This window comes from Neobacillus drentensis, from assembly GCF_036962125.1.
In the GTDB taxonomy this organism is placed as follows: Bacteria; Bacillota; Bacilli; order Bacillales; family Cytobacillaceae; genus Neobacillus; species Neobacillus drentensis_B.
In genome coordinates this window covers 308,933-323,810 of the sequence record NZ_JBALOA010000005.1, presented here as the reverse complement: position 1 = coordinate 323,810, position 14,878 = coordinate 308,933, and the positions used below count along the sequence as shown (strand labels likewise).

Below are 14,878 nucleotides of genomic sequence, written 5' to 3'. Positions count from 1 at the left end.
TAATTGATTGTCCTTTCAAAAGTGCGAATTATAAGGCATACTTCCTAATTAAATAGGTCGGTGTGCAACTCCAAGCATGGCAATAACTGTTGATTAGATTGCTGCCATAGGGAGAAAAGTCTTTATTGTTGGGATCATATAATTCCCAAAAAGTATCTGCCCCATCTTGAATCATTCCGCCCCAGTAAGATTTCATTTCCTCGATTGCTCGATCTTTCTCCCCAGATACTAGCAGTGCTTCAACAAGATGGTGGTACATGTATGGGGTAGCGATACCAACTTCCGGATTTTCTGCTAATAAATGCTTCATCAGTTTATTATTTTCTTCTTTTGTCCAAACACCTGCAAGAACCATCCAAATTTGGCTAGCCCAAGAAACTTGGCGATCAGTTCCACTGATAAAAAATTGCTGTCCTTTATCCCATAAATGAGTTTTACTTGCCTCCACTATTTCCTCTAACCGTGCTTTTAAATTATCCTTTTCTGATATGTTTAATTCCTCAGCAAGAAGGATAGCTTGTTTCATGGTGTAGATTAACACTCCTTGAGATGGAGTTTGCTTGTTTAATCCTTCCTGCCAATCTATGAATGACCACCAATCAGAAGAATCTTTTAAAATATGATTTTCATCCAATCTTTCCAGCGCAACTTCAATCTGGCGATACGCAGTTGGCCACAGCTCTTTTAAGGTTTCTAAGTCATTTGTTGCAACATAATAATCATGTAAGGTTGCCACAAAGAATAAGGAATAATCGAAAAGATAGGTATCATCGGCAATTAGTTGTGGGGCTACAAATACATTGGCCGAAACCTTTCCCTTGTCATCCGGAACACCTGCAAATAGGTAAAGACATCGCTTAACGAGTTCATTGTTACCGAATGTTTCATAGTTTGCTAATGCTTGTAATCGCAAGTCACCGAGCCAGAGTCTGCGATCGCGTTTCGGTCCGTCTTCAAAAACATCCTGCATGCAATCTGCAAGTGTTTTGATACTGATTTCATCCATTCTTTGAAGTTCCGCATCTTGGTGAGAAATCTTTTGGACAGTATTTATATTTGCTGATGAAACAGCTCTGCATTCCACACTTTCAAAGACAACCTGATATTTTGGCGAGGTATCGATTACGTCAAACTTTACATATCTAAAACTGTATCGTCGCGGCAAGGTAATCACAGCTGGTAAAACATCCACAAAAATAGTTTCTTCCTGCAGCCACGAACTGCTGAGCCATCCCTTATAATTTTCAAAAGGCTCTGCAATCTCAACAGGCATCTCGCCAATTGTCAATTTAAGTTTAAGCGGTGCATCTGGCGGGCTTCCAGCAGGACGAATCTTCAATGATAGATAGCCAACCTGATGGTCACCAAAATCCAGAACAAACAAATCATTTTTCCCAAATTCAGAGTCTGAAAGAGTTGACGCGGGGGCAACAACCTCTGAACTCCATCCATGAATTGCTTCAGAATCCGCTTTAATTGCAACGATCGATGTAGGCTTTACAATGGTTTCATGAAGTTGTGGCTTCAGTTCTTCTGCGGTTTCTATAAAATTCTCGTTCCTCATTATTACTTGATTTACTAGTTTCTGAATACTCATCCCGCTTCCCCCATTTCTTCGGGTGGACTGTCCCGATCACTTTTACAAACATCATAGCCTAAGCTTTCGCCGGACAATAGTGTACCATTCTTTTGATTTATGTACTTATTTTTTAGAGTTGTAGTTAGGCTTGAAATAAAAAATTCGAGATGGAACCCCTTATCCTATATAATTAGATAAATAAATTTCAATTATCCTCTAGTAATGACTTACCGATTCTAGCAAGGGGTTCTTACAGAATCGAAAATGGATTAACTAATGTTTCATAAAAAAGACCGAATGTTGAACAATGATTTAATTGTTCAATATTCGGTCCTTTTTTAATTACCACATAAACGTTTTCTTGATTTCAGATGGTATAGGCATTTCACCGTACTTCCTTGCTTTGCCGGGGATTGATGTGTGACTTTTTTTATTCTCTATCACACAAACCCAATCCTTCTCTCTACCGCTAGTTGGTGTTTTTAATTTTAATACACCACTATTTATCACTTTTAAACTAATGGGTTTATCTGTTATGACATTTTCTTGGGTATAGCATTGTCCATCTCTGGGATTCAACCACCAAATCTGAACTTGATCTATTTTCAATCTACTTGTATCTATAGTTTCTTCTCCACCTGATGGGAAGTATAGATAAGCAAAGTTCCCTTCCTTTTCTATACATGCCTGTATGTGTTCATCTATAATATCTTCCTTCTTACCGTTTTGTTCAATTAATAATTCCTGACACGGTATACACTGACTTAAATCTCTAGATTCCAAAAAATCACGTAAGATTTTCATGTGCCATGCTCCTGGTTGGTCTAAAGCATCAAACCAAGAATATCTTCTGAAACTGTCTCTTTCCTTTTCTGAAATCATCCAACACACCGAAGGATGCCCATATGTATGACCAAACGCCCCGGCGAACAAACTCCAATAGGCACGTTTTCTCACCATCCATCCCCCATGAAAATCTGATCCAATCGGCCAAGTTGTTGGCATTTGTTCATAAGCAGGTTCTCCGTCAAAAACAGGCATGGGATTTTTTCTATTATAATCATTTTCCACCAATTCATAGTTTTTAGGTGTTAATCCATGACCAGATTGAATCATAATAAATGAAATCCAAGCTTCATCATCTGTCCAATAGGACATGGTTGAGCATTCCCCTGTCTCCGCTTCATGGCATGCATGATAAGTTATTAAAAGCTTTTGCCAATCAGGATCCTTGTCGTTATGTTTAAGATCTTTTAGTAGCACCCCATTGGCAATCCCTTCCGCCATATCTCGCCAAACATCTTTGTAATCCACTCCTAGATGAATCGGCTGCCGGTCCCCGCCTAGACACCAAATGATATTCGTTTTATCTTTATAGCGATTTCCAATCCATTTTCCGTATTGAAAAGCATTCTCCTTAGTGACAATCTTTTCTGAAAACTCACCCATCCAGTTATGACCTACCACAAGTTCTCCCCAAACAGGCAACAATAGTACATAAAATCCATATTCCGCTGCTTTGTAGATGATCCAGTCTAGGTATTCAAAATATTTTTCATTTGGAGTGTTCAAATTATCATTTAATAGAGCCTTTTCTCCGGTAGGATTTCTCATTTCCTTGTCCTGTTCCGGGTCAAGTGCTACAATCTGCAATACAGTAAATCCTTGTGATTTTCGCTTCTGCATCAAATATTCTGTATCGTCCCATTTTAATCTCTGTGCAATTGTCCAATCAGTATCTGCCAACCAAATAAATGGTTTCCCGTCCTGAAGTGTAAAAAATCTTCTATTCTCTGAGATTTTTAACCTATCCATTTTTTTCTCCTTTTTGAAAAGAATGCTAGTCTTTTATATTACCATTAAAATACAGGGTACCATCCCAAACAATTCCAGTCTTTTGGAGTAACCGGACCATAACTATGAGGTCGAAACGGTCCGGTTGGTGAATCTGCGATGAGGATTTGAGTCCCTACATTTTGAAAGGCTGATCTAAAAGGAGCGACTAGAAAAAATGAGCCCATATAATAATAACATTCTGGTGCCCAATAGATCTGTCTGCCCAGAAGTCTCCATGATTCATGACTTAAAATGTAAGGAACCCGTATATTGATTTTCATCAGTTTTCATCCGGCACTTCTCCACATAAAGTCTCTTTTTTAGGTTACTGTACTACGACTTTAATTTCCTTTAACTTTAAATCTAACTCATCCAGGATCTCTACCGAAATTGGCAAGAATGGCATATGGGACAGTTCTCTTAACGATTGGTGGCCTAAGTTGGTTAACATCTCCCTAGGTAAAGAAGCGGCTTGAGGCACAGTCTCTTCTAATACACTTTTTACTTCATCATTACTAGCCAATTCACTTAATGGCATATGTGTACTGTAGTATTTGATATATTCAACTTCTGGCATATATTCGAATTCCCAAGTTCCACTGTGTAACTCCACCTGCACCTTTTTACCGTTCTGACTTGCAATAACTCCTAAGCTACTTAAAGACTTTCTATTCACTTGGACGTTTTCCATGTCAGCATCAGGTAATTCAACGGTAGCTGTAGCATTAAAAGGAATAACAAACTTAAATGTCAATTGTCCATCTTTTGTTAGTTCCCACTGACTTTCGTATAATCCTGCCGCAGAATCCAGGGATGCCTTAGCATACTTCAATCGATAATCAGGTTGCGGTGCCAATCGAACATGTCTAAAACCAGGCTTATCTTCCACTGGGTTGATCCCTGCCACATATCGGTACATCCATTCCACAATGGAACCATATGCATAATGATTCAAAGAGTTCATATCTGTTCCACTAATTTTGCCGTCCGGTAATACGGAATTCCAACGTTCCCAAATCGTTGTCGCCCCCATAGTTACCGCATACAACCAGCTTGGATAATCTTTGTTTAGCAATAGAGTATAAGCTAAATCATTGTCTCCGTTCTCAGAAAGCACTCTGCACAAATATGGCGTGCCGACAAATCCTGTCTTCAAATGGTTTTTATCCTTTTTCAATCTTTCATGCAAATCAGTTGCTAGTCTATCTCGATGCTCCTTTGGAACAAGATCCATAAATAATGAAACAACTAACGCTGTTTGTGTGTTCAAGGCAAGACGTCCAGTCAATGTATAGTATTCGGATTGAATTGCCGCCCTTACTTCATTTGATAACTCTTCATATTCCTGTGCCATTTCCTTGCCTAATACCCTTGCTGCCTTTGCGACTAGCATCGAGGAATAGCAATAATAAGCTGAAGAGATAAAAGCTGTTTCTGTTCCACCCATCGGTGAATTCGGATCCTCTCCGTCTAATGCAAGCCAGTCCCCAAAATGGAAGCCTGTCGTCCATAGCCTTTTGGCACCTGAAGCATCATCGGCCCTTTTGATAAAATCAACCCAGCCCTTCATACTCTCGAATTGCTGTTCCAGTATGGCTTTATCACCATAATGAAGATAGACGTTCCAAGGGATTACAGTAGCCGCTTCTCCCCATGCACTTGAACCGCCGCCTTTAACAGTGGCCATTGGGACTACCATTGGAACCATTCCATCTAATGCTGCCTGTTCCTGAGCAAGGTCATACCCGTACTTACTAAAGAAAGCGTAGGTATCCATATTGAAGGCAGCTGTTCCTGAAAAGACTTGAGCGTCGCCAGTCCAGCCCATGCGTTCATCACGCTGAGGGCAATCTGTAGGCACATCCAAGAAATTACCTTTTTGACCCCATAAAGCGTTTAGAAATAATCTATTAACTAATCGATTGCTAGTTTCAATACTTCCGGTTTGGTCCATATCCGAATATAAGACGCATCCTGTAAAATCTTCCTTATTTACTTCACCGTTCCAGCCAGACACTTTCACATATCTAAAACCGTAAAAAGTAAAATGCGGCCTTACAGTAGATTCCTCTCCATTGGAAATATACCTGAACTCTGCCTTTGCTGTACGCAGATTGTCTTGATAAAAATTACCTTCCTGAAGAAGTTCGGCATACTGTAAAACAATTTCAGAACCCTTAGTAGCATTGGCTTTAAATTGAACCCACCCCACCATATTCTGACCCATATCTAGGACTGTTTCACCGGCTGGAGTAATGATAACCTCGATTGGCTTTAACTCTTCCTTCACCACTACAGGAAGGCTCAATCTTGCCTTTAAACGATTGTATCCCAAATCAAATTCCTTAACATCGTAGCAGGTGGCATCATTTGTCGATGTATCGTAAATTTCTCCGTCATAAATACCACTAAATAGAATTTGACTCTTTCTTGCTTTCCAAGAGTCATCCGAATTAATAACAGTTGTCGTTCCATCTGCATGATTTATGACAATCTCACATAAAAGGGCAAATTGATCACCATAAATTTCAGTTTCCCCGCCTTCAAACCCAAAGCGTCCCTTGTATAACCCATTTCCAAGACAAACCTCGACAGTGTTTTGGCCAGTTTTAATTAATCCTGTAATATCATAGGTCTGGTATTGTAGCCATTTGTCATAAGCGTTGAAATAAGGGGTGAGGTATTCATCCCCGGCCTTTTCACCATTAATCTCCATTTCATATAAACCCAAACCACAAACATAGGCACGTGCAGAAACAATTTCCTTGGGCAGGTCGAATTCCCTGATTAACACCGGATGAATTTCCTTGTCTAAAACTGGAGAAATCCACTTGGCACTCCATGGCTCTGTTAGTTTTGCCGTTTCAAACCATGCTAGTTCACTTGTTGCCTTATCGCCGTTATCCGCCCAAACCGTAACTTGCCAATAGTAGCGTGTACTTGGCTCTAAGTTAATCGGAAGTTCAAAAGCCAGGCTGTCAATCGCCTCGCTCACGCCACTATCAAATACAATGTTTGTAAACTCTTCATCAAGTGCAACCTGGATTTGTGCTGCTGTTTGTTTTGTAGCCGCAGTGTCGAAGGTTACAAAGGATAACCGTGGTTTTCCTAAGTCAAATCCTAACGGGTTTGTCATACGGTTGGTTTTCATATTTTTAATTCTCATTGTTCACTTTCCTTTCATAATCGTATCTCTATAAAAAGACGACACTTCATCTCAAAATGAAGTGCCCCAGTATTTTAGAGTCTAGTATCCCATTTTCCACAAAACGGATCTACTGGATTCATCCCTTTAAATTCCGATTTACCTAAGATTTTCTCGACAATAGCCTCTACTACAAATTCATTAGATGAGTAGGAATTAATATAGGTCTTGACCATTGGCACATCCTGAAGATGGTACGGATTAGCAACCGAGATAAACAATGTAGGAATATCTTTCACAAACCATGGAGCATTCGCATTCAAAGGCTGCTGCCAATTAATTCGTACTGTCGTCTGGTTACTTGCCGTTTCAAGGTTCGCTACGTATATAACAAGATCATATTTCACTTTAAAATCGTTCACACTCATGAATAACTCTTGGAAATTAACTTGCTTATCATTATAGAGATCCACTTGGAATCCAGCATTTTCAAGAGAGTTGATAAACGGTTGGGTTACCGAACCACTTTCTTTTAGCCCGCCTTCTTGATCACCTAGTACATAGAGGCGAACTCGTTTATATTCTTTTGCACTTATAGGCAACAATTTTTGTGTATCCTTTACTAATGTGACGGATTGGTCTGCACATTTTTTTGCCCAAACCTTGTGCTCTTCACACTGTAATACAGATAATTCAGCTTCACTGGGTACTAACGTGCCTTGTTGCTTTTGGACATGCAAACCTAGCGAAGCTTTTAGAGCCAGGATTCTTGTAACGGCTTCATCAACTCTCTCCAAAGTAAGGATTCCTGTTTCAATTCCCTTCAACATGAACTCATAATCTTCTTTAATATTACGATTGAAAAGGAACATATCACAGCCAGAAGCAATGGCTTTTGGTACCGCGATTTCTCTCTTTTCTGATACAGTGAATCCTAACATTGGAGACGCATCCGTTACAACCAACCCATTAAAGCCTAATTGTTCTCTAAGCAACCCGTTGAGTAATTCCGGAGCAAGTGTAGCCGGCATTATATTTTCATCTTCAATTCCGGGTAATAGCTTTCTCGAATATTCAGGAAGCATAATATGCCCCGCCATAATCGACTTCGCTCCGCTTTCAATCATCTCTTGGTAAACCATGCCAAATGTTTGATCCCATTCTCCTGTAGATAGACTATTTACAGATGATAAAAGATGCTGGTCCCGGTCATCTACCCCATCACCCGGGAAGTGTTTCACGGCAACGGCAAGTCCGCTTTCATGAATACCATTCATAAACGATTTAGCCATATTAGCAACTCGTTTTGGATCAGAACCGAACGTTCTAACGTTAGTAATCGGGGTACGATAATTCATATCAATATCTACAATTGGAGCAAATGCCCAGTTGCAGCCAACTGTCCGGCCTTCACGGCCAGCTACTAGCCCTAGCTTGTAGGCCATATCTACATTATCTGTTGCAGCCACCTGCATTTGTTTTCCGAAATAGGTACCATCCGTAGCAATCCCATTTCCTCCGGCTTCCAGGTTAGCTGAAATCAATAAAGGTACGGGAGAAAGCCCCTGTAACAACCGATGGGTTTCCTGTATTTTAGCGCCTGTATCTGGCCGATACATGATACCGCCTGGATGATATTCTTCTATAAATGCTTCTAATTCTTGTTTATTGTCTGAACTGCCAATCGGACAAAATAATTGCCCCACTTTTTCATGCAAGTTCATAGACTGAAGTGTTTCTTCGACCCATTCGATTTCTTTGTCATTAAGAAAAAAAGGTTTGTTTTTTAAGTGTGCTATGGTGGCATTTAGTTTAATCATGGGATCAACTCCTAAATTCGTTTACTTCTAATAATTGGTCTATATCTAAATTAGTGAGATCGCTTAATTTCATATCAGCATTTAAGCAATTCGCTGCTGACCCTATACCTACCGCCTTCATTCCGGCAGCTTTTGCAGCATCAATTCCTGCTTGAGCATCTTCAATAACAGCACATTCGACTGGTGGTATTCCTAACATTTTCGCTGCTAGTAAAAAGACCTCTGGATCGGGCTTACTATTTTTGATACTATTTCCATCCGCTATGGCATCAAAATTAGAAGTTAAACCTATTTGTTTTAAAATAAATGGAGTGTTCTTACTGGAAGAACCGATTGCTACCTTTATATTTCTTGCTTTTAAACTCAATAATAGATCAATAACCCCAGGCAAAATGTCGTCTGGCGATAACTTGTTAAGCAGTTCACAATAAATATCATTTTTCCTCTGTGCAAGAAGTCGTTTTTCATTTTCACTGTAGCTTTTATCAGAATGACTCAAGATAATATCCAGACTTTCCATTCTGCTTACTCCACGTAGTCTTTCATTTATTTCTCTATCAAAGTAAATTTCTTCCTGATCACTGATTTGTTTCCAAGCCTGGTAATGATATTCATCGGTAGAAACAATCACACCATCTAAATCAAAAATTATTGAGGATATTTTCATAGTTCCCATCCTTACATTGTTTAGTAAGCGACGTAACCACCAATTGTGGCAACATCTGAAAGCGTTTCCTTATACAATCATTATATAGGAACTGACTCATAACTTCTTTCCCCTTTTTGACTGAAAACAGGCCGATATTTGTTCTAAATACTTTTATTAGCTTGAGTAATCAGCAATAAAAAAGAGCCCGGCAAAGCCGCGACTCAGTTAAGAAGAGAATTTCTAATGATAGAAATCAATTTGAAGAATGAAGTTCGCTTAATTCATTTCCGTTTAATCTCTCAATAAGAGCATTTAACCTATCTTCAGAAAATTTTTCAGTGTTGAAAGTTGCTAATGCACGGAGAGGCAAAAACTTCATAAACGCCTGAAACATTTCAGCTGCATCAGGATCTTCTCCCATTGCAAATGGGCCTACGCCTTTTAATCTAGCTAAAGCTTCCTCATTTAAAATTCTTGAGAGTATAGGATCTTTCAAAACATCACCCATTGTTGTATTTCTGTGGATTAATTTCTTAACTGAAACTGTCGAGCTAACCTGTATACTCCCTTTTAATTGGATATCGACTGAGGATTTGCCTATTAAGATCTCAAAAACACCGCTTTCTACATGCCAGTCTTTAAGATCAACGTTGTAATAGGCAAATGCTCTTTTATCAAGGACAAAAGTAACTTCTTTCTCCTCACCCGGCTGTAAATCCACTTTTTCAAAGCTTTTTAGTTCTTTTTCAGGGCGGATAACACTGCTTTCCACATCCCGTACATATAGCTGAACAATTTCCTTGGCGGCTACTTCACCCGTATTTTTCACCTTTATTGAAATTTGTACCGTTTCCGTATCATCCATTTCCTGTTTATCAATCTCAAGATTTGAATAATCAAAGCTGGTATAGCTTAATCCATATCCAAATGGGAATAACGGTTCAATTTCTTTTGCGTCATAATAACGATAACCAACAAATAGTCCTTCCTTGTATTCTACCTTATCGCTTTCGCCTGGGAAGTTAAGATAGGAAGGATTGTGACGTAATGCTTGTGGGAAGGTTTCCGCTAATTTTCCACTTGGGCTTTCATGACCAAATAATAAATCAGCAATTGCCCCGCCCAGTGCCTGTCCTCCAAGATAGCCTTCAAGCAGGCCTTTCACCTTATCAAGCCAAGGCATCTCAATAGGTGCTCCATTACTTAAGACCACGACAACATTAGGTTGAACCTCTGCAACAGCTTCAATTAAAATACGGTGGTTTTCAGGAATCCTGAGGTGCTCTCTATCATAACCTTCGGATTCGTATCGTTCTGGCAGCCCGACAAATAGTACAGCCACATCAGAATGAGACGCAGCCACCTTTGCCTCATCCAATAAATTTTCATCAATGCTATCACTCTTTAATTCATAGCCTTGTGCATAAAGAACACTTGCACTAGAGGATGCCTTTTCAATTTCTTCAAAGATATTCTCGAGTTTTGTTGGGTTCACATGTGAGCTCCCCCCGCCTTGGTATCTCGGTGATTTAGCAAACTCACCTATGACAGCAATGGTTCCTTCCTTTTTCAATGGAAGAATAAGGTTTTCATTCTTTAAAAGAACCATGCTCTCTTTAGCTACAACTCTCGCTAATTGGTGATGAGCCTCCTGATCAAAGGTGGCATTTTGTTTTTTGTTATCTACTGCCTTAAAGATAATGTTTAAAACTCTTTCCACTGCTTTATCCAATACGTTTTCGGAAAATTCTCCGCCTTGAATAGCTTTTACAATTTTTTGGTCTCCTGCACCACTGCTAGAAGGCATTTCTAACTCTAGTCCAGCTTTCAACCCATCTACCCGCTCATTTACAGCGCCCCAGTCAGAGACAACAAACCCTTCAAATCCCCATTCATCTCTTAAAATATCTGACAATAAGGTTTTATTCTCTGAAGCATACTCTCCATTTACTTTATTGTAAGAAGACATAACAGTCCATGGTTGAGACTTCTTCACCGCGTTTTCAAAACTAGCAAGATAGATTTCTCGTAAGGTTCTTTCATCGATGATTGCATCCACTGACATTCTGCGATGTTCCTGGTTATTGGCTGCAAAATGTTTAAGCGAAGTACCGACTCCTTGACTTTGAACACCTTTAATATGACTTGCAGCCAATTCTGAGGATAGATAAGGATCCTCGGAAAAATACTCAAAATTTCTCCCACATAATGGTGAACGTTTTATATTAGCCCCTGGTCCTAAAAGGACGGCCACATCCTCTGCTTGACATTCCTCTCCTAATGCAATACCAACTTTTTCAATCAATGGTCGATTCCATGTGCTCGCAAGACCGACTGCAGACGGAAAGCAAGTTGCCGGAACACTATCATAAATACCTAAATGATCGGCACTTTCAGATTGTTTGCGTAAACCATGGGGGCCATCGGTAACCAATAGTGATGGAATACCCAACCTTTCAATCCCTTTTAAATGCCAAAAATCCAGCCCTGAGCAGAGGCTGGCCTTTTCTTCAAGAGTCATTTTTTCTATTAATTGTTTTATATTTCTATCCATAAAAATTCTCCTCTTTAATTAAGGTTAAGAATACGGCTCCGTGTTATTACGGATTATTATTCGAAACCGTTTTCTATCATAATTTTATAATATTAGGAATCTTTGTAGAACGCATTCCCCTTTTTACCTGAAAATAGGAAGATTTTTGTCCTTAAATATTTTTAAGATATTAAATCTGTCACGACTTTTAAGATCAAAAAGTGCACCTAAACGGTGCTCCTACTTTAAGGAATTATTTATAATACTCAAACCAATCAAAATAAGCAGGGGCACTAGTTTTCTGTCTAGTTCCTGTTGCGTAAAGTCCAAAGTATACGCCCGTAAAGCCACCCGCGACTTCCGTCGATAACAAAGAACATTCCCCCGTACCTATAATAATAGACTCTCCTCCTGGCAGTTGATAGGAAAACGTATAATTCTTCGCATCGGCATGAACAGTTAGAATAATACCTTCTTCCCCATACTCATGCTCAGACTCCACATTCCAAAGTGAACCGATTCTCCGTCTCACAAAGACCTTTCTTACACCTTCTCGTATACCTAAGGCGATTTCATAATGAAATCTCTCATTCATAAAGACAGTTAGGCCTGCCTCTTCCCCCTCCTGAGTTGGAGAGAATTCTAGTAATGTTGAAACATTGCAGTCAAAATGCTGTTGCCGGCGTCCTACGAACGCTTGAGAATCTAAATCATTCAAACCTGTTGATGAGCCATATAACGTAAGGAAACCGGGTCTATCAGTTAAAGACCAGCATTCTTCACCAGAGTTCCGCAAGAAATTCCAGGAGAAGTCTAAGGCAGGCTCATTAAAGTCATCTTTTCCTTTCCACAGTTCTTTTTCTTCTATCTGCAGTGTTCTTCCGTCCATTTCAAATTCGACTTGAGCGCCAATGATCGGCCACCCTTCTTCTGTCCAGTCCACTGGTGCCAAGAAAGTCTCTCGGCCAAGATGATGATGTTTTCCGCTAAAAGGAATAGGAGCAGGACGTATGCCTAAAAACACAGTCCACCAGCTACCATCGATATATTGAACTAAATCAGCATGTCCGGTAGCTTGAATTGGGCTTGCAGTGCTGCGATGAGTAAGAATAGGGTTAGTCGGATGACTTTCAAAAGGCCCAAAAGGCTGTTTACTGCGCGCCATGGTCACCATATGCCCGTATTCTGTTCCTCCCTCGGCAATCACTAAATAATACCAGCCGTTAATATGATAAAGATGCGGTCCCTCAGAATGAGCGCCCCCTGAACCTTGCCAAATTAATCGTCGCTCAGTAAAAATTTCCCCTGTATTTACATCTATTTCAGCCTGATAAATCCCTGATGGTTCCGAACTAAAAATATCTTGTGTTCCTGTTAAATAAACCTTCCCATTTTCATCAAATAATAGAGATGGATCTATTCCAGGCCAATCGAGCCAAATCGGTTCGGACCAAGGGCCTTCAGGTTTTTCTGACCACACTATAAAGTTTTTACCTATTGTAAGATTAGTAGTAATCATATAAAACTTGCCATTATTGAATCTAATCGTAGGTGCAAAAATCCCCATTGAACTCTTTGCTTCATATAAAGGTAATTGACTTTTACGAGTTAAACAATGACCTATCTGTTTCCAATTGACAAGGTCCTTTGAGTGAAAAATCGGTACACCTGGGAAGTATTCAAAGGAACTAGTGACTAAATAAAAATCTTCTCCTGCCTTACAAATACTTGGATCTGGGTGGAATCCGCTAATAACAGGGTTATTATACTTCATATAGGAATTTCCCCTCTTAATAAACTTTTAATAAAAAGGCAGGGTAATACCTGCCTTTTGGAAAAAACTAAAGACTCTTGGAGGCTTGATCTGACTCATAATTCACTGCATTGTTCTTCGAAATCTTCCCCAGCACTCGGCCGCTTTCTTTTACCACTCTCTCTTGTGTATCACGATTTACTCCAATAACCCCAAAATGCGGTTCATAACCGAATGTCCATTCATAGTTATCAAACGTGGACCAATATAGATAACCTAAAACTTGAATTCCGTCCTCCATACAAGCATGCAGGCCTTTCAGTCCGTGTTGGATAAATTCGATTCGGCGGTCATCATGATCCGTTGCAATGCCGTGCTCTGTTACCAAGACTGGGATATCTAACTCTCTGGCTACATTGCGAATGGTACCTGCCAAGGCTTCCGGATAAAACTCATACCCCATCGCCGTTACTTCTGTTCCTTCTGGTAGCGGAACTTGACCCTCGGGACCGTATATTTCACGCGTGTAGTTCTGGACCCCGATAAAGTCGTCCCCTTCTATGACGTCTTTGAATTGTCCAAAATAATCATGCCAAACTTTTGCAGCCTGCTCTTTCCCACCTTCTATGGCTTGAATTTCAGGAAGTGCCAAGGAAAGTCCTACTTTCGTAGATGGATTTACCTCTTTCATCACCTTTCTTGCTTTGCGGTGGGCATCCTTAACAATATCTAAAGACGTCTCGTCGGAAGCCATGTGGAAGGTGAAATATTGATCGATAGTTGTCCCGCATTTTGCGGCGGCAGATTCTCGCCAGCCTGGGGCTGTCCAAGATTTAGCATCCATCCCAACAGGAGGCATAAAGTTCATATTAATAAATAATTCTTTTAACATAACTGGCAAATTGACTTCATTCATCGTCAAAACGTAAGGAATATCCTGGCCAAACTCCTTAAATACGACCTCACAATATTTAGTAAATAGATCTGCCGTCTCAGGATTTTTCCAGCCGCCAAGTTTCATCAGCCACTGCGGAGACGTAAAATGCATCATTGTTACAACTGGAGTGATATTGTTGTCATAGCATACCTTAATTACGTCATGATAATGATCCAATTCCTTTTGTGAGAATACTCCTTGCTCGGGTTCAATTCTCGACCACTCAATTGAAAAACGGTAGGTGTTTAAACCTAATCTAGCCATAACTTCAATATCCTGTTTGTACCGATTATAGTGATCGACAGCATTACCTGAAAAATCCCTGTAAGGAGAACCTTCTGAGTACTCTTCAGCCCACATATCTGATTTATCATTGTTTCCTTCTACTTGATAGGCAGATGTTGCCGTTCCCCAAAGGAAGGATTTTGGAAAAATATATTTCATTGCTATTTACCTCCTGGTCTCATTGAGTAATTAATACTAATAAAATAATAATAGCAATCAATTACAGAAGTCATAATGTTAAAAAACGAGTTAATGATTGCTCGAATCATAGTGATTACAATTTTAAATAAAAACTAGCCTTATTGACTTTTTGCACTTATCGTAGGAAGTATTTATAATAA

8 protein-coding genes are annotated in these 14,878 nt (G+C 39.7%); all 8 read right to left on the bottom strand.

Going from position 1 to position 14,878, the window contains the following annotated elements; all coding sequences use genetic code 11:
• Positions 1 to 28: 28 nt before the first annotated feature.
• The gene (locus V7121_RS06015; RefSeq protein ID WP_335495272.1) at positions 29 to 1,597 is read right to left on the bottom strand and encodes a sugar hydrolase; all 1,569 of its coding nucleotides are present in this window, start codon (positions 1,595 to 1,597) and stop codon (positions 29 to 31) included.
• A 324-nt stretch (positions 1,598 to 1,921) separates the two neighbouring features.
• Positions 1,922 to 3,394, bottom strand: a complete 1,473-nt coding sequence (locus tag V7121_RS06010; RefSeq protein WP_335495273.1) for an apiosidase-like domain-containing protein — start codon at positions 3,392 to 3,394, stop codon at positions 1,922 to 1,924.
• Positions 3,395 to 3,740: 346 nt separating this feature from the next.
• The gene (locus tag V7121_RS06005) at positions 3,741 to 6,581 is read right to left on the bottom strand and encodes a glycoside hydrolase family 78 protein (protein ID WP_335545998.1); all 2,841 of its coding nucleotides are present in this window, start codon (positions 6,579 to 6,581) and stop codon (positions 3,741 to 3,743) included.
• A gap of 74 nt (positions 6,582 to 6,655) precedes the next feature.
• Positions 6,656 to 8,380 carry a glycoside hydrolase family 3 protein gene (locus V7121_RS06000; protein ID WP_335495279.1) on the bottom strand — a complete coding sequence of 575 codons (1,725 nt, stop codon included), beginning with the start codon at positions 8,378 to 8,380 and terminating at the stop codon, positions 6,656 to 6,658.
• 4 nt (positions 8,381 to 8,384) lie between these two features.
• Positions 8,385 to 9,047: a beta-phosphoglucomutase gene (pgmB, locus tag V7121_RS05995; protein WP_335495281.1), complete on the bottom strand. Its 663-nt coding sequence runs from the start codon at positions 9,045 to 9,047 to the stop codon at positions 8,385 to 8,387.
• Between the two features lie 235 nt (positions 9,048 to 9,282).
• Positions 9,283 to 11,583: a glycoside hydrolase family 3 C-terminal domain-containing protein gene (locus tag V7121_RS05990; RefSeq protein WP_335495282.1), complete on the bottom strand. Its 2,301-nt coding sequence runs from the start codon at positions 11,581 to 11,583 to the stop codon at positions 9,283 to 9,285.
• A gap of 232 nt (positions 11,584 to 11,815) precedes the next feature.
• Entirely contained in the window at positions 11,816 to 13,336 is a 1,521-nt protein-coding gene (locus V7121_RS05985; protein ID WP_335495284.1) for a glycoside hydrolase family 43 protein, read from the bottom strand.
• A gap of 67 nt (positions 13,337 to 13,403) precedes the next feature.
• On the bottom strand, positions 13,404 to 14,696 hold the full coding sequence (locus V7121_RS05980) for a glycoside hydrolase family 1 protein (RefSeq protein ID WP_335495286.1): 1,293 nt from the start codon (positions 14,694 to 14,696) through the stop codon (positions 13,404 to 13,406).
• Positions 14,697 to 14,878: the final 182 nt, after the last annotated feature.